The 19,578-nt window shown below is 65.8% G+C and carries 16 protein-coding genes; 12 read left to right on the forward strand and 4 right to left on the reverse strand.

Annotated elements, in window-relative coordinates; translation table 11 throughout:
- Nucleotides 1-8: 8 nt before the first annotated feature.
- A complete protein-coding gene (locus ACFY36_RS18880; RefSeq protein ID WP_499747255.1) occupies nucleotides 9-998 on the reverse strand; it encodes a magnesium transporter CorA family protein in 990 nt (329 codons plus the stop codon).
- A 47-nt stretch (nucleotides 999-1,045) separates the two neighbouring features.
- On the opposite strand from ACFY36_RS18880, the gene ACFY36_RS18885 reads away from it, so the two are divergent.
- From ACFY36_RS18885 to ACFY36_RS18905, 5 genes are all read left to right on the forward strand, one after another.
- Entirely contained in the window at nucleotides 1,046-1,744 is a 699-nt protein-coding gene (locus tag ACFY36_RS18885) for a nicotinamide mononucleotide transporter family protein (protein WP_499747256.1), read from the forward strand.
- Between the two features lie 43 nt (nucleotides 1,745-1,787).
- Nucleotides 1,788-2,099, forward strand: a complete 312-nt coding sequence (locus tag ACFY36_RS18890; protein WP_499747257.1) for a hypothetical protein — start codon at nucleotides 1,788-1,790, stop codon at nucleotides 2,097-2,099.
- Nucleotides 2,096-2,911 carry a hypothetical protein gene (locus tag ACFY36_RS18895; RefSeq protein WP_499747258.1) on the forward strand — a complete coding sequence of 272 codons (816 nt, stop codon included), beginning with the start codon at nucleotides 2,096-2,098 and terminating at the stop codon, nucleotides 2,909-2,911. The genes ACFY36_RS18890 and ACFY36_RS18895 overlap by 4 nt, the downstream gene beginning before the upstream one ends.
- 85 nt (nucleotides 2,912-2,996) lie before the next feature.
- Complete coding sequence (locus ACFY36_RS18900) at nucleotides 2,997-4,487, forward strand: DUF222 domain-containing protein (protein WP_499747259.1); 1,491 nt, start codon at nucleotides 2,997-2,999, stop codon at nucleotides 4,485-4,487.
- On the forward strand, nucleotides 4,450-5,973 hold the full coding sequence (locus ACFY36_RS18905; RefSeq protein WP_499747260.1) for a recombinase family protein: 1,524 nt from the start codon (nucleotides 4,450-4,452) through the stop codon (nucleotides 5,971-5,973). The genes ACFY36_RS18900 and ACFY36_RS18905 overlap by 38 nt, the downstream gene beginning before the upstream one ends.
- Nucleotides 5,974-6,595: 622 nt before the next feature.
- On the opposite strand, the gene ACFY36_RS18910 is transcribed toward ACFY36_RS18905, so the two are convergent.
- Complete coding sequence (locus ACFY36_RS18910; RefSeq protein WP_499747261.1) at nucleotides 6,596-7,510, reverse strand: replication-relaxation family protein; 915 nt, start codon at nucleotides 7,508-7,510, stop codon at nucleotides 6,596-6,598.
- Nucleotides 7,511-8,515: 1,005 nt separating this feature from the next.
- Between ACFY36_RS18910 and ACFY36_RS18915 the strand changes: the two genes are divergently transcribed.
- From ACFY36_RS18915 to ACFY36_RS18945, 7 genes are all read left to right on the forward strand, one after another.
- Nucleotides 8,516-8,758 (forward strand): GntR family transcriptional regulator, encoded by a 243-nt coding sequence (locus ACFY36_RS18915; protein WP_499747262.1) that lies wholly within the window; start codon nucleotides 8,516-8,518, stop codon nucleotides 8,756-8,758.
- Between the two features lie 387 nt (nucleotides 8,759-9,145).
- Entirely contained in the window at nucleotides 9,146-10,969 is a 1,824-nt protein-coding gene (locus tag ACFY36_RS18920) for a KAP family P-loop NTPase fold protein (protein WP_499747263.1), read from the forward strand.
- Nucleotides 10,970-11,219: 250 nt separating this feature from the next.
- Nucleotides 11,220-11,762, forward strand: coding sequence for a Qat anti-phage system associated protein QatB (gene qatB / locus ACFY36_RS18925; protein ID WP_499747264.1), 543 nt, complete (start codon nucleotides 11,220-11,222; stop codon nucleotides 11,760-11,762).
- 89 nt (nucleotides 11,763-11,851) lie between these two features.
- Nucleotides 11,852-13,036: a Qat anti-phage system QueC-like protein QatC gene (qatC, locus tag ACFY36_RS18930; protein WP_499747265.1), complete on the forward strand. Its 1,185-nt coding sequence runs from the start codon at nucleotides 11,852-11,854 to the stop codon at nucleotides 13,034-13,036.
- A complete protein-coding gene (qatD, locus tag ACFY36_RS18935; protein WP_499747266.1) occupies nucleotides 13,033-13,770 on the forward strand; it encodes a Qat anti-phage system TatD family nuclease QatD in 738 nt (245 codons plus the stop codon). The genes qatC and qatD overlap by 4 nt, the downstream gene beginning before the upstream one ends.
- A gap of 529 nt (nucleotides 13,771-14,299) precedes the next feature.
- Nucleotides 14,300-15,607 carry an HAD family hydrolase gene (locus ACFY36_RS18940; protein ID WP_499747267.1) on the forward strand — a complete coding sequence of 436 codons (1,308 nt, stop codon included), beginning with the start codon at nucleotides 14,300-14,302 and terminating at the stop codon, nucleotides 15,605-15,607.
- A 274-nt stretch (nucleotides 15,608-15,881) separates the two neighbouring features.
- Nucleotides 15,882-16,121 carry an HNH endonuclease signature motif containing protein gene (locus tag ACFY36_RS18945; RefSeq protein WP_499747268.1) on the forward strand — a complete coding sequence of 80 codons (240 nt, stop codon included), beginning with the start codon at nucleotides 15,882-15,884 and terminating at the stop codon, nucleotides 16,119-16,121.
- Between the two features lie 81 nt (nucleotides 16,122-16,202).
- Here the strand turns inward: ACFY36_RS18945 and ACFY36_RS18950 are convergent, their stop codons facing one another.
- A complete protein-coding gene (locus tag ACFY36_RS18950) occupies nucleotides 16,203-18,065 on the reverse strand; it encodes a caspase family protein (protein WP_499747269.1) in 1,863 nt (620 codons plus the stop codon).
- Nucleotides 18,062-19,381 carry a hypothetical protein gene (locus ACFY36_RS18955; RefSeq protein ID WP_499747270.1) on the reverse strand — a complete coding sequence of 440 codons (1,320 nt, stop codon included), beginning with the start codon at nucleotides 19,379-19,381 and terminating at the stop codon, nucleotides 18,062-18,064. Before ACFY36_RS18955 ends, ACFY36_RS18950 begins: the two co-directional genes overlap by 4 nt.
- Nucleotides 19,382-19,578: the final 197 nt, after the last annotated feature.

Here is a 19,578-nt window from a genome sequence, read left to right on the forward strand (position 1 = left end):
AGGGGAGGCTACAGCCAGCCCCGGCGCTTCAGGGAGACGTACAACCCGCCCGAAATCACGACGATGAGGGCGGTGCTCAGCAGGAAGCCCCAGAAACGGTCGTAGCCGGGGTAGGGCAGGTTCTGCCCGAAGTAGCCGGTCACCGCGGTCGGCACGGCCACGATCGCGGCCCAGGCGGCCAGTTTGCGGGTGACGTCGTTGAGCACGTTGCCCTGCTCGGCCAGGTCGGCCTGCAACAGCCCCTCGATCCGGTCGCGCAGGTGTTCCATCTGGTCGACGGTGTGCTTGGCGTGGTCCTCGACGTCGCGGTAGTACGGCACCAGGTGCTCGTCGACGAGGCCGAGGTCGGCCCGCATGGCCTGGCCGACCAGCTCGGGCATGGGCGCGATGGCCCGCCGCAGGGCCGCGACGATCTTGCGGAGGTCCATGGCGTGCACCCGGACCGGCCGGGGCGCGCCGCCCTCCTCGAGCAGGGCGTCCTCCACACTGTCCATCGACGCGTCGAGCTGCTGGGTGGCCGCGTAGTGACCGTCGACGACCACGTCGAGCAGCCCGTAGAGCAGGAAGGCGACCCCGCCGCCCTTGCCCAGATCGGCGTTGGCGTCCCACCGCTCGACGAGCCGGGTGGTGTCGCTGTCCGACTTCCGCACGGTGATCAGGGCCCGGTCGGTGACGAAGACGCTGAGTTCGGTCTTGCCGAAGGTGGCCGTGTCGCCGGTCGCGATGTCGACCCCGTACACATTGAGAAAGATGTGGTTGGGATAGCGGTCGAGCTTGGGCCGCTCGTGGTTCTCGAGGGCGTCCTCGACCGCGAGCGGGTGCAGCTTGAAGGCGCCGGCGATCGACTCGAGGTCGGCCGCCTCCGGGTGGAGCAGGTCGAGCCAGAGGACCGCGCCCGGATGCTGATCGAGCATGGTCAGGGCTTCATCGCACGGGAAGTCCTGGGCGACGACCTTGCCGTCCTCGTAGAGGCGCGTGGCAGTGGCGGGGGAGGTCACACTGCCACTATGCCCCGGCCGTGCCGGATTCCCACTTACCATGAGCCGTGACCTGGCTCGATCATCTGCTGACGTCGTTCTACACCGCCACATGGCAGGTGACCGCCGACCAGGCGATCTACTACCGTGAGATCGTCGGAAACGCGTTCGGCCTGGGCTCGGCCCTGTTCGGCCTGCGCCGGAGCGCGTGGGCGTGGCCGGTCGGCATCGTCGGCAACGTGCTGCTCTTCACGGTCTTCGCGGGCCAGGCGATCGGCAACGATCAGGGCACCCCGCTCTACGGCCAGGCGGCCCGGCAGGTCTTCTTCCTCATCGCCAGCGTGTACGGCTGGTGGCGGTGGCACAGCAACCGGGTCCGCACCAACGGCACGGCCGTCACACCCCAATGGGCAACACCGAGACAGAGGCTTCTGTACGGGGGTGGAGCGCTCATCGCGGTATTCGCCTGTTTCTTCGTCTTCCGCGCGGTCGGTGCCGGGTTCCCGGTCCCGTGGTGGTACTACCTGGCCGACTCCTGGATCTTCGTGGGCTCGGTGCTGGCCACGTACGCGATGGCCCGCGGCTGGGTCGAGTTCTGGCTGTGCTGGATCGCCGTCGACCTCGTCGGCGTCCCCGAGTTGCTGCACTTCAGGTACTACCCGTCGGCCGTTCTGTACGCCGTCTACGCCGTCTTCGTGATCTGGGGCTTCGTCGTCTGGCTGCGCCTCACCCGCACCGAGCCGAGACCCACACCCGTCCTGGCATAGCCCTTGTACCTTCCGTAGTGACAACGACACGGAGGGTGATGTGATGACCGGCATGAACGTGCCCGCGCTGATGGACGACGGCGACGAGGTGGCCGAGGTGGGCGACCGGCTCGCCGCCGACGCCGCCGGCATCTACGGGTGGGCCATGCGCGCGGGCGAGGCCGTCGAGGGCTCGCTCATGTGCCCGTCGCGACTGTCCCAGTCGGGCTTCGGCTGGGAGGTCACGCTCGGCCAGCTGGCCGGCGAGGTCCGGGCGTACGGCGTCGAGCTGCGCACCGCCGCACTGGCCTACCTGGTCGCCGACGAACGGTCGGCTCTCCTCGTCCACGAACGGCCAGCCGGGAGGATGCCATGACCATCAGCTTGCGGGGACTTCTCCGGGCCGACCTGGCGGCGGTCCGGAATGTCGCCGAGCAATGGATGCGGCTCGGCCTGCGCATCGACCGGGCGGTGGAGGACCTGACCCTGCGGACCAGCGACCTCGAGGACCACTGGTTCTCCGGTGAGGCCGCCCAGGCGGCGAGAGACAAAGGCGTTCGTTTGCGTGTACGCCTCGGCAACGCCCACGACAACTGCGTCGCCACCGGAGTCGCCGCGCGCGAGTTCGCCGACGACCTCGACCAGTGCCGCCGCCTGCTCGACCAGCTGGTCGCCGAGGCGCGCGGCCACGGCCTGGAGATCGACCTGGCCTCGGGCGAGATCACCGTCCCCCTCGCCCCGGCCGGCACGGTCACCCAGGAGACCATCGACTCGTACGCCCAGCAGATCGCCCAGGTCCTGGCCCGCGCCGACGAGGCCGACCAGCGGGCGGCCGCGATCCTGACCCGCAACAGCTACCGCGAGGACTTCGGCCCGGCCGACGAGCTGCCGGACTATCCAAGGATCGACGGCCCGTCCCTGGCCGCCTGGACCCCGAGGAACCGCGCCGAGTGGTGGCTGGGCCTGCACCCGATGATCCAGGACCGGATCATCACCGAGCAGCCCGACGTCATCGCCGCCGCCACCGGCCTGCCCACCCACGACCGCGAGACCGCGGCCCGGCTGCTCCGCACCCGCGCCGAGCAGTCCCTGCTGGCCTCACGCGCCCAGGACGAATCCCTCCGCGGCGAGGCCGGCGGCCGAGCCCGCACCGAGCGCGAACAGCACCTCTCTGCCCTCGATCGCTAGGCCGCGGCCACGCTTTCGCAGATGGTGGCAGTAGATCTCGTTCCGGCCGTTCGGCAACCCGAAACTGTCGTACAGGTGTTCGAACATGGCCGTCGTGATCGAAGAGCTGAACCAACTCAATGAAGACGCGGCGCGACTGGCCTCGGCGCCCGTGTGGCCGCTGGACGACGACGAGATCGTGACCTGCCTGCGGGCGGCCTACCGGCTGGAACAGACCGCCACCGCCCTGCAGGCGCGACTGGTGCGGCAGGCCGGCGTGGGCGGCCTGCCCGCCCGGCAGGGCTCACGAACCACCCGAGCATGGCTGCGCGCACAAGTGCGGTGCGACCCGCGGCCCGCCCGCGACCTCACCGACCTGGCCACCGCCCTGACCAGACATCCCGACCTGGAACAGGCCCTGCTCGACGGGCGGATGGACGCGCGGCAGGCCACGGTGGTCGCCGACACGATCGACACCGTCGAAACCGGACTGGCCGACCTCGACGACGTAGGCCCGGCCGAGGCCGCCACCATCATGCGGCAGGCACAGGACACCCTGATCGAAATGGCCGGCCAGCTACCCGCGTTCCAGCTCCGCCGGGTCGGCGGCCGCATCCTCTTCCACGTCGCCCCGCACATCGCCGAGAGCGCCGAGGAGGCCGCCCTGGCCCGTCAGGAGGCCCGCGCCTACAGGGCCCGCGGGTTCACCCTTTCCGCCCCGCGCAACGGCCAGGTACGCCTGTCCGGCACCCTCGGCCTGGAGGACGCGGCACTGGTGCAGGCCGCCCTGGAACCGTTGTGCCGCCCCATTCCCACCGACCGCCCCGTTTCCGACGGCCGACCCCTTCCCACCAACGGCCCTCTCTCCAGCAGTGGGCCCGTCTCCACTAGCGGACCTCTCTCCACTAGCGGACCTCTCTCCACTAGCGGACCTCTCTCCGCCAGCGGACCTCTCTCCACCAGCGGACCTCTCTCCACCAAGGGGCCCTTCTCCACCAGCGGACCCCTTCCCACAGGCCACCCCCGTCCCTCTAGCGGCCCCCATCCCTCCAGCGACCCCCATCCCTCCATCGGCCCCCGTCCAAACAGCCGGCCCCTCTCCACCGGAAACCCACTTTCCACCGGCCACCCACTTTCCGCCGACCGCCCCCGCCCCGCCGCCGATGACGAGCAGCCTCGCCCGGCGCAGCGACGCGCCGACGCGCTGGTCGACGTGTGCCGACTCGCGCTGCGGACCAACGAACTTCCTGCCAGCGGCGGGGAACCGGCCCAGCTCGCCGTCACCCTTTCCTACGACCCGCTGACCCAGGCGCTGGGCGCGGCGACCACCGACACCGGGGCCAGGCTGTCCGCCGAGACCGCGCGGCGTCTGGCCTGCGACGCCCGGATCGTGCCGGTCGTGCTGGGCGGCAAGAGCCAGGTCCTCGACCTGGGCCGCACCACCCGGCTCGTCACGGGCCCGCTGCGCCGCGCCCTGAACGTCCGCGACGGCGGCTGCGCCTTCCCGGACTGCGATCGCCCGGCCCGATGGGCTGACGGTTTATTTGTAACATCCGGGCATGGGACGCATCGATGCAGCTCATTTAGGCCAGCGTGACAGTCAGCGGCCGGTGATCGACGTGTATGCGCGGATCAGCTACGCGATCAACGGCGAGACGATCAAGACGGACGACCAGATCGAGCTGTGCGAGGAGAAGATCCTCGCGCGTGGTGCGGTGGTCGGTGAAGTCTTCCGGGACGACTCGTTGTCGGCGTGGCAGCCGCGTGTGGTCCGCCCTGACTGGGAACTGATGATGCGCCGTCTCGAAGCAGGTTTGTCGGACGGGGTGATGGTTTACGACGTGACCCGGTTCTCCCGCAAGGTCATGGAGGGCGAACGCTTGGTCGAGGCCGCCGCACGCGGCGCGCGGGTGTGGTCGTTGTCTGGCGAGTACGACTTGACCACCGCCGACGGCCGGCGACATTTCCGGGAAGCGATGGTCGCTGCGGCAGCCGAATCGGACAAGATCAGTGAACGGGTGAAGCGCGGGAATCTCCGCCGCGCTCGCAAGGGCAAGGTCCAAGGCGGTGGGCGCGGTTTCGCGATGCCGGGTTGGCAGCCGAAGCCCGAGGGCTGGGAGCCCGGCGATCCACGCGTCCCGGTGCCCGACGAGGTGGTTCAGGCCGAACGGGAGGTCGTGCGCGAGTGCTATCGGCGGTTGCTGGCCGGAGAGCCGCTGGCCGTACTGGCGAGGGACCTCAACGCCCGTGACATCCGCACGGTCCGAGGTGAGCGGTGGACGCGGGCGCGTCTGGCGCGCTCGTTGTGCCGTCCCGCGATGGCGGGCCTGCTGGCCTACAACAACGAGGTCGTGGGTGAACTGGCGGGTATTGCGCCGGTGGTGAGCCGGGAGGAGTGGGAACGGCTGTCCGGGTTGTTCGCGGCCCGCCGTCGCGGCCGTCCACCGGGCCGGGTGCACCTGCTGTCCGGGATCCTCTACTGCGGGCGTTGCGGATCGAGGATGTCAGGCGTGCCGCGCCGGATGACCACGCCGTATCCGGACGGTTCGCCTCGGCGGGAGTACCGGTGCCGCTCGCACGCTGACGGCGGCGGGTGCGGCCGCAACTTCATTGATGCGCTGCTGGCCGAGACGGCGGTGGCGGAGGCGGTCAAGACGCGGCTGGGTGATCCGCGACGGGCGGAGCGGATGGCGGCTCGGTTGGCGGCTGTCAAGCAGGACCGTGCCCGCATCGAGCAGGAGATCACGATGCTGAACGAGTCGGCGGACACCCTCGCCGAGAAGACCGCCGAGTGGGGCGCGGCACGGGTGGACAAGGCGATGGCCCCGATCCTGAAGCGGCTGCGGGTGCTGGAGTCCGAACTGGCTGGTCTGGAGCAGCCGGAGGCCACGCGGACGGCGGTGCGGGACGCCGCCCGAGAGTGGGACGCGGCGAAGGCGGCCAGTGATTTCGACACGTTGCGGGCGATGGTCAAACGCGCGTTTCCCCGGTTGACGTTGATGCCGCCGCAGCGGCGGATGGATCACCGGGTGGAGCGTTTCGACTGGGACGGCGCGACGCTGCCGAGTGGAGATACCAGGTGATCCCCACTCGGCAGTTGCGGTCGTCGACCGGTTACGCCGCACGGCGCGCGGTGTGATTCGGGGTGGTGGTGTCTGTCTGTCGGCGGATCCGGGCGTTGGTGATCACTTCGCACAGGGCGTCGATCTGCTCGTCGGTCAGTGGAGGCAGGGCAAGGACGGCCTGCCGGATGTGTTCTCGTTGCTGTTCTGTCAGGTGACCTGGCGGTGCGGGCTCTGACGGATCAGCCATAGGCGTCCGGCGGGCAGGCGGTGTTCAGGCGCCTCGCGACCGAGTTCGCCAACGTCGATGTCGTCATCGTCATGGTGCAGGGCCTTCCTATTGGTTAAGTGCGCGCGAAACGCCCGCCGTCTGGGCGGGGCGTGCAAGCCAAGCGGCCTGTCGGAGGTGTTCGGTCGTTGGCACGGGCGGGATGCTCGGGCAGTGCGTGCCCGCGCGCGTTAGCCCGATGCCGTTGGGCTCACCAGTTGGGTGCGTTGGATTTCTGTCAGGTGTCCTGTCGCGGCCTGACAGGGCAGCTCAGCGGCTACTTGTTGGGCGGTGCGCGGCTCCCGCCCGCTTGCCGGTCGGGGCGACCTGTCAGCCGGGTGGGTTCGGGTTCTGTCGCACGTGTCCGGCGGCCGGTCATGCGACGTCCCGGACGTTTACGGTGACGGTCGCGTGCAGGGCGGCCAGGGGCAGCGTGGGTCCGTTGTGGCGGTGCAGCCACCAGACCGGACCGGCCGGGCTGTCCGCGACGGCCGGCGGGCCGCTGACGGACGCGGGACGGCCGGGACGGCCGTGCACGGCGGTCGCGACGGGGTAGCCGACACGGGCCTCGGTCAGCGCGGCGTGCAGATGCCGCTCCCGGGCGGCGGTGGGCAGCCAGAACAACACCGGCCACACGTTTTCGGTGACGTGGGCGAGTTGCCGGTAGCCGTCGACCTTGTCGACCAGCCGGGCCAGGGTCTCCGTGCCCGTGTCGTACTCCAGGAAGAACGCGGTCGACTGGCCATGCTCGGTGAAGATGCCGTGCCCGTCCGGGCGCACGGCCAGCCGGTAGGCCAGCAGAGTCGCGCTCACCGGGCCGGTGGGATCGGCGAACGCGCCGAGCTGCTGGCAGCGGGCAGCCGACCACCAGCGGGCCAGGCGCGCGCCGGGGTGGATGCGGGCGTGGGCGGCCAGCCCGGTGAAGAAGCCGTTGACACCCAACAGGTGAGGCAGGTTGGCCCGACTCGTCAACTGCCAGCGCCGCGCCCGCGCGACGTCGCGGCGCGGCACCGGCTCGCCGCGCTGCATGGCGATGATGTCGGTGCCGAGCTGGGTGAGCAGCCAGTGATACGGGAACGAGCCGCCGTCGGCGCGTTGCGGCCGGAACCGGTCGATCACCTCCCGCTCGTCGCGCAGCACGCGCAGACGGCGTTGGGCGAAGTTGACCGACGGGAACAGGGCGGCGGCGATCTGGTCGGTGGTCAGCACCCCGTGATCGGCCAGCCAACCCAACAGCACCAGGTCCCGGTCGGTCAGTCCGGACTGCACCCGCAGGATCGGCTCCCTCACCGCTGGCCACCGCCTCGGGCCGGGACCGCCGGCCAGCCGCGGATAGCCGCATACACCCCACCGGGGATCCCCAGGAGGGGATCAGTCGCAGCACCAGGTTCGACAGCGAGACGGGCGCTGAGCTGGGCTGTCAGGCCCCACGGCATGTCCGGTTGGGGGTCCTGATCAAGCAGGACCCCCAACCGCATCCTCGCCGGGACACCCGGCAGGACGACGAGACCACCCGGCACCCACCAGCGGTGGCAGTGCCGGTGACAGACACGATCCGAGAACACAGAAAGACTCCGTTAGGCAGCGGCAGCGGCGGTAACGGCCCTGAACCCGCGCCCGCCAGCACTCGCGGCGCGGATACACGCCAGCAAGGCCGGACGAGTGACACGGATATGGGCCGCGAGGAGCAAGGCGCCGACACACGCGCACACGTGCCACCACACCCGGCTGTCACCGGGCGCGCGTGGTACGTGTATCGCGGCGTGTGCCGGACACCGGGGCTCAACTCACCGGTGTGGGTACCTGATTGGGGGTCTGCCCGATCACCGGAGCCGCCCGATGCCAACCAGCCGCCGACTGTCCTCAGACCCGTCAACCGGCTTGCTCACTCAAGGCTGCTTAGGCACGGGTCCCAGCGGACCAGGCGACCGGCCACACGGGATACGCCTTCCAGAAGAGACCGCTCAGGACCCGACGATCAACCCCTTTTCCGGGGTTTGGCAGATGCCGAACACTTCAAGGGGCAGGTGTTCGGCAGATCCAACCAGTGGAGCAGCAGCATCAAGCTGGCAGCACTCGTCCGAAACCTACGAGCCCCGCGCCCTACCACCGGGCACGGGGCCACGCTGCCAATGGCAACCAGCAGGTCACCGCTGGTTCTCGCCGCCGACTAACCATCGTCGCCGGCAAGGTGTCGCAACCACCAAGCTACTCATCTTGTCTTCTCTTGTCTACCTATGTATCGCCTCGTAGCTGCCGATAAGCATACGTGACCCGCTTCGTAGGTTGGCGCTCGTGAGCCAGCGACCGGTACGCACCGACGGACCCGTACCGGTCTACGTCCAGATCGCCGACTACATCGAAGCCGACATCAAAACCGGCCGGCTCCAGCCCCACGACCGCATCCCCACCGAAAACGACATGCACGCCGAGTGGGGCGTCGCCAGAACAACGGCCCGCCGTGCAGTGAACCTGCTACGCCAACGCGAACTCGTCTACACCGTCCCGCAACGAGGCACCTTCGTAAACCCGAACTGAGTTCGCCTTTCCCTGCCGATTGGTGTCGATAGCGGGGATCCGGGGACTAGCGTCGTTCCGAGTTGTCGGCATAATGAACTCAGCATGACCGGCGGTTGGTCTTCGCGGTGATCCAGGAGATGCCCCGCTCCAGCACGACATAGCAGCCATATTGCGTTACCCGAGCCGAACGTCCAGGTAGCAGATTGCTGATGCTGATGTCATCGCCGCGCCGAGCCTGCGATGAGCCGCCACGCGCACGACAGCAGCGCTCATCCCACTGGACAAACTTTTGCGATCGCTGCGAACTCTTCTCACTGCCCAGAGGCAGCTTCTGCGTGACCAGAAAGGCGGTCGCATATGTGGCCCGACAATGAGACAAACAGAGACTTCCTCAACTTCGAGGGTGTGGCTGACACGATCGCGGAGATGATCGTCCGAGCTGACGGCCGGCCAGTGTCAATCGGAATCTCAGGCGATTGGGGCGTCGGAAAGTCGTCCATGATCCAGCTAACGAAGGCTTCGCTGGTAACGCGTCAGCCGGAGAACGGGCCCGCGAAGTATCTTTTCGTCGATTTCAATGCCTGGCTCTATCAAGGATATGATGATGCGCGCGCGGCGCTCCTCGACGTTATAGCGGATAAGCTGAACAGCGAGGCGACCGAGAGAAAGACCGGTGTGAAAAAGGCTGGCGAATTTATGCGCCGCGTCAAGTGGTTTCGGCTCGCCAAATTGATGGCACTACCGGCGGCTTCAATGGCCTTGGGCCTCCCTCCCGTAGGTCTGCCTGGCGAAGTATTTGGAGTAGTCAAAGATGTGACAGACGGGGATGTCACTGAGAAAGATTTCAAGAGCGCAGGCGCGGCCGCCTCATCGATCGCGGCTGCAGGCAGTGCGCTTCTAGACCCGAAACAGGAGTTCTCCCCGCCGAAGGAGATACAAGCGCTTCGTGACTCCTTCGAAGAAGTGCTGAGTGAAGTCGGCGTAACCCTGGTCGTGCTCATTGACGACCTTGATAGGTGCTTGCCAGACACAACTATATCGACCCTCGAGGCGATCCGACTGTTCTTGTTCCTTAAGAACACCGCCTTCGTGATTGCTGCTGACGACGGAATGATTAAGCATGCCGTCAAGAAACATTTCCATGGACTTGATGACGAGAATCTGATCACGAACTACTTCGACAAACTGATTCAGATTCCTATTAGAGTCCCGGCGCTTGGCACCCAAGAGGTGCGCGCATACATGATGATGTTATTCATAGAAAACAGCGAACTGCAGAGTGAGCAGAAGGATGAGTTGCGGAGCGCGATCGCTTCACAACTTCGAGAGTCTTGGAAGGGGAAGCGGGTCGACAAGAACTACATCGCAAGTTATGGCGTGGCTCTACCTCCTGCTCTAACCGCGCGACTGGATACTGCCGAGCGCCTTGCTCCTCTTATGACCACATCTGAGCGAATTGCGGGCAATCCTCGGCTTGTCAAGCGATTCCTCAACGCGCTGTCGATCCGTATGGCGATCTCGGCCGCGCAAGGGGTCGGGGTAGACGAGGCGATCCTAGCGAAGCTTCTCTTGTTTGAGCGGCTCGCGCCAAAGACCGCCTATGTAGCGCTAGCCTCTGCTGTCAACGTTGATCCTGATGGCAAACCGAGATTCCTTGCCGAGTGGGAAGACGCCGCAGCAGCCGGCGAGAGCTACCAACCAACAGGTGTCTGGGATGTAGAATTTGTTCGTGAGTGGATTGCGTTGCCTCCAGCGCTCGCGGACCATGACCTTCGAGGTGCCCTCTATGTCGGGCGTGAACAAGCACCACTAATCACGTCAGCCGATCGACTGTCTTCGGAAGCAGCAGCACTTCTTACTGCACTATTGGATAGCCCTGAAGAAGCGGAGGTGCTAGAACACGAACTTCAGACTCTCCCGCGGTCCGAAATAGCGATCATTATGGAACGCCTCCTGGCTCGTGCTCGGCAAGAGCAGGGGTGGGGGGTTCCGCCTATCCTTCAAGCATGTATTGCCGTTGCTAACGCTGACCCCTCGCAGGGTTCCGAATTGGCGGGATTTCTTATCGAGCGGCCGGGTAAACAAATCGAGCCAAGCATCGTGCCCAGAATCGCGTCTCTTCCATGGGCGGCTGATGTGCTCGCACACTGGACGAAGTCGCTAGATGTCGCAACTCCCGTAAAGAAGGTCATTGAGAATCGGGCGCAGCGTGGGAACCTCGCAGAGTAGTAACGGTCCAGGCCCGGATGTCTTACTGGTGCCGCCTTGGGCTGATCCGGTCGACCCCCCGGCACCACCCGACGAAGAGCCACCGCCTGACGACCCAGACGAGGAGGAGGATCAAGAACCTCTTGCACCTCGTGGGCGGTTCCGTGATACGCGCCGCAGCGCCGGTAGGTTCGTGCGTTCAGGCGACAACCGCCATCTGCGGCGAGCGCTGGGCCATTACGTAAAAACTGGTTACGGCGGAAGCGGAACTATGAGCCGCCGATTCGGTGGCACAGGAGCCACGGCCGGTCGACTCAACGGGGTACTTAGATCAGGAGAAGCGCCTGACGGAAGCTCACTAAGGGACGCCGCACTCGCGGGCGCTGGCGACGTCAATATTGTGTTGGATGCCATCGTTGACGCCGCGAGTCCAGCGAACGGGACGCAGGACGGAGAATCCTCGCGACGAGCGGTTCGAGATGCGCTTACCGATCTTCTGGACCGCTACCCGGATGCAGACCTGCTCGCGCTCACTGACGTGCAACGAGAGTTCGTGATTGAGCGATACGCGGCCCTTGACGTATACGGCCGCTTTTGTCTCGACGTTCAAAAAACGATCATGGCCAAGGCGCCAGATCCGGCAACAGGGTTGCGGCGCCTGCGCCAGGTTCGAGAGTTCATAAGCCAAGAGATATCGGCGGCCTTCAGATCAATCCGCAAGAGAAGCGGTCCGACTACAACGGCAAATGTTTCGCGTCTCACCGCACGAGCACTCCATCAAACGCTCAGCGTGTTCGAGGACTACATCAGATGAGATACATAAGCGGCCCCAGGTCGGCTCTTCCGGTCTCCGATGAACTGTTCACGCCAGTCCTACTTTTCGGACGCACCTCGTCGCCGAACATGGCAAGTGCCGGCGCCTCGGCTGCCTCAACGGTGCAACGACGAGCGCTAGTACCGTATGCTGCTGCGTGGGATCTGTTAGCCATCGCCCTCTCTGTCGTCGTCGCAGACGGGGCGACGAAGCGTTCCGCAAGCCCGGACGGTTGGACCCGCGAGATCCGACTCGACGTTGCTCTGCATGAATCGGCACGCTGGAGTCCTTTCGCGGAGTCTTTGTCTGCGGCGCTCGCCTTCCTGACGACCGATCGTTGGCAACTCACGTTCCGTGACGGAGGTCTGAAACCGGATGCTCCGAGGGTGCCGCGCTATCCCGACGCTGATGCAGTCGTACTGCTGTCAGGAGGGTTAGATTCGCTGATCGGAGCCATCGATCTCAACTCCGAAGGACATCGCCTTTTCGCTGTCAGTCAGACGGTACGTGGAGATGCCGATAAGCAAGACAGATTTGCGCGTATTATCGGTGGCGGCCTTGAGCATCTAGCGGTCAATCACAACGCCAGCATTCGGCGCGGCCTCAAAGAAACTTCTCAACGCGCGCGGTCGCTTATTTTCCTGGCATTCGCGGTGTTGGCTGCTACAGCCACCCAGCGCTACCGCGACGGCGATACAGTTCCACTCTATGTCTGCGAAAACGGCTTCATCGCTATCAATCCCCCACTCACCTATGCTCGGCTCGGAAGTCTTAGTACACGCACCGCACATCCGGATTTCCTTGGGCGTATGCAGGATATATTTGATGGTGTAGGACTCCGAATAGAAATTACAAATCCTTACGCCGAAAAGACCAAGGGTGAAATGCTACGTGAGTGCCTGGACCAAACCCTCCTAGCAGCTGAAGCTGCTGCCTCGACGAGTTGCGGACGTTTTCAACGATTCAACTACAAACACTGCGGACGATGCCTTCCCTGCCAGATCCGCCGCGCGGCCTTCCAGGCATGGGGCAGGCATGATTCCACAGAATATGTTTACGAGAATCTCGGTCGACTCGACGAGGACCACGCCGCGTTCGACGATGTGCGCTCTGTAGCCGTGGCTCGACTCGTAGCAGCCGAGGACGGCTTCGATCGGTGGCTCGGTCCGACACTGAGCTCACCGCGAATCACGAATAGAGTTGCAGTGCGCGAGATGCTTCATCGGGGCCTTGATGAGCTGGGCCAATTGCACGCAAGGTACGGCCTGGCGTGATCGACTTCCACTGTCACCTTGACCTCTACGCTCATCCGCACAAAATTGTCGCCACGGCCCAGCGTAGGGGAATCGGCGTATTGTCCGTAACAACCACTCCGTCTGCGTGGCCAGGAACGTCGCGTCTGGCGCAAGGGCATTCGTTTGTTAGGACTGCCCTCGGCTTGCATCCGCAGTTAGCGGAGGAGCGTGGGCACGAGTTGAAAGTCTTTGAAAAATACCTCGGCGACACTCGCTTCGTTGGAGAGGTAGGCGTCGACGGATCTTCTGAGCTTAAATCGACATGGGCGCAGCAGGTAAAGATATTTGAGCATATCCTCCACGCCTGTGACGAGGCCGGAAACAAAGTTCTATCAATTCACAGCCGGAGGGCTGCAACGGCAGTTCTCGACTTGCTCGATAAGTTTGACGGTGTAAATTCTCCGATTCTTCATTGGTTCTCAGGAAGTCCCGTCGAACTTCAACGAGCAGTTGACCGCGGTTGCTGGTTTAGCGTAGGACCTGCAATGCTCGGCGGTGTCAAAGGAAGAGCGCTTGTAGGCGCCATGCCCCGCGACCGAGTGCTGCTTGAAACCGATGGCCCATTCGCGCAACATCGACGAGCTACGCTAAATCCATGGGATATCGGACTGGCGAGCCAGTCACTCTCGGAAGTCTGGGCCACAGATCTCGAAGAGGTGGAGCGCATCATTCGAGCTAACGAGATGTCGGTTTTATCGACGTCAATCGAGTAGTCGCCTTACCGCGATCAGGGCTCCGAATCTTGAACCGACGGTCGACATGCAGAGTGTGATCCGTGCATGTCGTCTGCCGCCGCGCTGGTCCTCCCGCCATCTCCGACTCGGACGGGCATGAACCTTCGGCGGGTTGGAGTCATGGCAGCAACGAGTCGCACGGTGAGATCTAGATTCGGTCTGACGTCAACGCAGCTGTGTGGATGTGACAAATGAACCGCTTGACTGGAGGGAAGAGCACCATTTGAAGGTTCACGATTCTGGCTTTCGGGACGCCGGCCGACCGGCTCGAGGTCGCCCTTTGGACCAGCAACTGGCGACCGGCTGTTGTCGTGACCGTCTGGTCACTCGGCGCGGGCTCACGGGATTGCACCTCGTTAACGCCGGCGCACATGGCAGTTGCCTGCTCCCAGGTTGAGCGATCACCATGCGCCCTACCGAAGCGCGGGCGGCGCAAGGCCCGACACGCGGATCCGCCGACGAGAGTATGCCTGTCGATTTCCCGGCAATCTGGGCTGAAAATTGCCGGATGGTGATCACGCCGCGCCCGCCAAACCGTCACCTAATATGGATCGCGACCCGACGGCGTTTCCTCCCGATGGCTGGAGAAGGCATGAGTGATAGGGCTCGCAGGCTCATCGAAAATTCTAAAGTTGTAGTTTTTGAGTTCGAGGGGACGGTGGCACGGTATACGTCGGGCGGGCGTGATGTGTCCAAAATCCTTTCTGTTTTAGCGAACAAGACGGCGCTAAAACTCAACCTTCTGGCATCACAGGACATTCCGGAATTGCTGAGGGCGCTGGATTTCACATTCACTGAGCTCGCAGAAGCTGGCGAACGTGAAATACAGAAGCGCGAGGTTGAGGTCGCTGGCCGGTCACCTGCAAAACCTGGACTAAGGTTTCTACTAAAAAGTCTTCGCAATTCCGGTATTAAGACAGCGTGCGTAGGAACGACTTCACACGCCGGAATCAAATCTTTTCTTGCCTCAGTCGGCCTGTCTGAGGAATTTGATGTTGTAGTCGGACGCCCTAGCGCACTTGCTCACATGCTGCCGCAGCCGCACATGTTGATTACAGTCTTACAGCGCACTTCAATCTTTGATACCGATCAAGTCTTCCTGATTGCCTCTTCCGGGAGCGCCGCCAAGGCTGCCGACAAGATTCAGATCAAATACTCATTCCTGAAATGTGAAGAAAATAAGTTATCGCCCGACCTGGCGGAGCGTTCGGACCTCTTCGTAGATAGTTTGGTGGAGCTGGGAAGCTATTTTGGAAAGGCAGAACTCGACCAAGAAGAGCAAAAGTCCTTCCGAATTGATGAGTTGCACCGGAAGGGTCAGGCGCAGGGTCTGACATGGGCGGAGTTGGTTGAGATGATGCGCCTTGGCGGTGCGCAGGGTTATCAATCGATGGGGAACGTATCCGCCTTCGGCTATGTTAACTCTGAGCATGCGCGCGAAAATTTGTCCATACTGGAGATGTCGAGACGCGAAGCGGCAAAAAATAATTTAGTTCTAGAGGTCTTTGCCGCCACCGCGATCATGGTTGAGATGGAACTGAGAACCTGGTTCATTTCTTGCAAGGGTCGGCGATTTGCGACAACTGATAGACATACGTTGGGGCAGCTCGTCAGCGATGCCAAGCGCCAAGAATTTGACGCCGATCTAATCGCGCGCCTCCAGGCTTTTGTCAGTTTACGAAATCTTGGCATCCATCGTGTAATTAGCGGTGAGGGCCGTTATTTTTCCATCGGATCCGACTTTATGAAGGATCCCGCTATTGTAGAGGATGTTCGCGACTGGGTACGCGGCCAGTTGCCGACCACTCCAATATAGGTATCGTAGCCCGATCGCCAATCCGCGTATGGATATATTCAAAGCGGAATTCCTATCTACTGAGGCCAGTCAAAGCAATGCTGGCCGCGTCGCGCCATGGCACGATCGAGACGTACTGATCTGCCGCGATCCGCGTGTAGTTAGGTCGAGTGGCTCAGGGCGTCCTACCGGTCTGCGTGCGGTGACGACACCAAGATTGCTTGGTCAGGACGCGGTAGTCAGCCACGCGGTGAATGTGACAAAAGAACCGCTTGACTGGGCGGACGCCCACCACATGAAGCACTGGACGAAGGGAGGCAAGACCACCTTGGACAACCTTGTCCTGCTCTGCCGCGCCCACCACCGGTTGCTCCACCACCCCACCGCGGGCTGGGAGATCCGGCTCAACGCCGACGGGCGTCACGACTTCATTCCCCCGGCCACGCTCGACCCGGCCCGACGGCCCCGCCGCAACGTCCTGCACCATCCGTTCAGGCCCGCGGCCGCCTTTGACCAGCTCCGCGATGCGGCGTAGCGGGAACGCGCCCGCGTCCCCGCATGCCGACGCCTTGTCGTCCGACCGCGATCACAGCTGCCTCGCGGTGGCCGGTCGCTCTCACGACGGCACAGCGGTCACGACGGTGAGGGAGGTGGTCGTCCAGTCGTAAGCGTCGTCGGGATCGGCGGCGCCGGCGTCACGCGTCATCGCCACCCGTGGCAGGACGCCGCGCCGGGTGAGGTCGTCGAGTGGGCCCTGCTCGAACGGGCGGGCGCCGAACTCGTCCTCGGCGACGATCAGCTTGAGCCTGTCGTGGACCTGCGCGCCGGGCGAGGCCGGCGTGCCCGTCGGCAGGCTGAACCGCACCGGGCGGCCGTTCAATGCCGCGCCGGCTCGACCGGCGCCGACGAACGCGCCGGGGAAGAGCGTGGCGTGGACGCGGTAGCTCTCGGTCAGGTTGAGCAGGACGCAGTAGAGCGAGCGGCCGGTCGTGTTGTGCAGGCGGATGAACGCGGTCGGCGCGGCCCACATGCCGTCACGCCGCTCGTAGTCCAGCTGGATCACGCCCTCCGGGCCGGGCCGCAGCGGGAGGCGGTGCAGCGGCGCGGTCGTGTCGCCGGGCATCCTCGCCACGATCTCCAGGCGGACCGCCCCGGCCAGTGGCGAGCCGGGGTTCTCGAGCGCGCCCACCCGCCGCCAGCGGGCGATGTGCTCACCGGCCCGCACCGCCTCGTTCGCGCCACGGAAGTCGGCGGCGACGGGGAGGCCACCGGAGCCGAGGATGCGGATGCCGCCGTCGGGCAGCGGGCAGAAGCGCAGATCGGGGACCTCACGGCCGTCGGGGTGGGCCGGCCGCAGGAACGGGGACCGGCCGGTGAGCTCGGCCAGCTCGGCGGGCCCGTCGACGGCGACGGTCAGCGTAGGGCGGGGCAGCTGGGTGACGACCACCGGATATTGGCGGCTGGGATCGGGCTGCCAGCCGTCGGGCTCGACCACCGAATGGTCGACCGACACCGACGTCACCCGCGCGGGGCGCGACGGGCCGGGACCGGCGACCGCGACGCGCAGCGGTCCGGGCCACGAGGGCGGCATGCCGTGGCAGGTGCCGGCGTCGATCTCCCATCGGGAGTCGTGGTGGCGCATGGTGATCGCGGAGGGCTGGGCGCGGAGCGTGCCGCCGAGGAAGGGCTGGTCGGCGGGAAGGTCGCCGGTCAGTTGCGGGGCCTGGAACTGGGTCTTGTCCTCGACCGCGCAGCGGGCGGCGGCCAGCAGCTCGCGGTAGGAGGCGTGCGGGCCGAGCTGGTTGAGCGCGCGCAGCAGGGCCCAGCTGAAGACGCCGCGGCTGAGGCCGTCGAGGGGGCGCTCCTGCGCGAGCTGGTCGGGGCGGCAGGCGGCCAGCAGCACCAGGCGGCTGCTCATGGGCAGCGCGGCCCAGCCTGGCCGCAGTTCCGGGATCAGGAGGTGGGGCTTCGGGGCCCGTACGGCCGGTTGGACGCTCCGGGGGCGGGCCGCAGCCTCCGGGATCTCGCCGCGCAGAGCACCGGCCGAGTGGCAGCTGTCGAGGACGGCGGCGACGTGGCAGCCGGTCGCGGCCACCTGGTCGAGGAGGACGGAGAGCTCCTTGTCGTACAGGTCGGGGACGTCGCCGTCGCGGGAGTCGGCGCAGACCAGGGTCTGCATCATGCCGTCCGGCTCCAGGGCCCACAGCTCGGGCGGCGCCGGGGCCTGGGAGCCGTGACCGGCGTACCAGAGAATCGCGGTGTCGCCCTTGCCCGCGCGGCCCAGGTGGTTCCGGATGCCGTCGATGACGGCGGCCCGAGTCGCCTGGCCGTCGTGCAGTTCGAGGGCGTACAGCCGGTCGTCGCCGACACGGGAGCGCAGATAGGCCAGGGCGGCGACGGCGTCGTTGCGGGCGCCGGTCAGCGGGCCGACCGCGCGATAGGCGTCGATGCCCACGACCAGGGCGTAGACGGCGCTCACGCGGCCGGCTCCGGCACGAAGATCCAGCCGCGTTCGAGGAAGCCCTTGGCCGGAATGTCGACGGTGACCGGCCGGAACGCCGCCGGCGGCGGATCGTCCCCGCTGGACAGCACGTCGGCGAAGAGCACATCGGGCACACCGAGCACGTAGTCGGCGGCCGGATGCTCGGCGGCGGCGGCACGCAGCGGTCCGCAGTCGAGGAGACGGTGCACGGCGGTCGCAGCCCGGCCGACCCAGCCGTTGTCGGCCTCGCGGACCAGGCCCCGGTGCAGAGCGAGGCGCAGCCGCATCCGGTCGCCGGCACCGGCGGCCGTGGCGTCGGGGGCTGCATGGGCCGAGGTGTTGCGGGGGACCTGGCGCGGGACGTTGCGGGCGGCCACGGCCGAGGCGTTGCGGGTGGCGAGGGCGTTGGCTATGCCTCGTATCAGGCGGGGCACGGCCGTGGACTCGTCCAGGCCGACCGGTAACACCGTGAACTGGCCGTCGCCCTGCGGCTGGGGGGTCACCTGGGTGGGCGCGATGCCGGCGGCGGCGCGGCCCTCGGCCAGGATTCGTACGAGGTCGTGTTGCAGGCGGGCGGCGGCCTCGGGGCCGTGGTCGCTGTAGCCGACTATGTCGGCCGCCATGCACAGGCGTACGGCCGCGGTCTTGTCTGTCGCAGCGCCTGGCATGAGGGCGGTGAACGGGATGCGCTCGGTGGTCGAGACGCCGCGGCGCACGCGGCCGGCCAGGTCGAGCTCGGCCTCGAAGGCGCCGGACAGCTCAGCGAGCGCGGCGGGCGCCTCCAGCAGGGCGTGGACGCCGTACGTGCGGGGAAGCAGCGTGGCGCCCCGTCGGTCGTGGTAGCGCCAGCCGAAGCGGGCGCTACGGACGCCGGTCGTCCAAGCCGGCGGCCGGTCCTCGCGGGAGCGCAGGCGGTCGAGCAGTGCGGCCGGGGCGGCCCGCGACGCCCGGTCGCCCAGCGGTGAGGCTATGCCGTCGGCGAGCACGCCGAGTTGTTCGGCACCCGTGTGGACGACCACGGCCGTGACGTCGGCGGCGCCGAGGTCGACCGTGAAGCGGGCCGCGGCGTACCGGTAACCGGCCGGCGCCGGGTCGAGGTCGAAGGCGAACAGCGCGCCGATGTAGCGGGCCGCGGCCGACCTCGGCAGGGCCGGCGGCAGATCGTCCGCCTCCACCGGATAGAGCAGCGGCCGGCCGATCCGGACACCGACACTCAACCGCTCGTCACCGCGCGAACCAGAATCGGTCAGCTGTGCGTCGGTGAGCGCCTCATCCGTTCGTAGTAATTCATCCTGATGAAGGTCGACCGTCAATTCCCCACTCTTTCCGGGTACGCATTACCGGGCTTCCAAGGTCCACAGTGATCACCATCTTTACCAGGAACTACAGCATCATCCCCCGGCGCACGGCGCACTGGCCCGTTCGGACATGAGGGCTCGGCGATCATCGCGGGCACCGACTGGAAAGGATCTGTTGTGCTCCGTTTTCGCGGCGTTATGCTCCGCCTCGA

The sequence above is a fragment of the Actinoplanes sp. NPDC000266 genome (assembly GCF_042899005.1).
Lineage (GTDB): Bacteria > Actinomycetota > Actinomycetes > Mycobacteriales > Micromonosporaceae > Actinoplanes.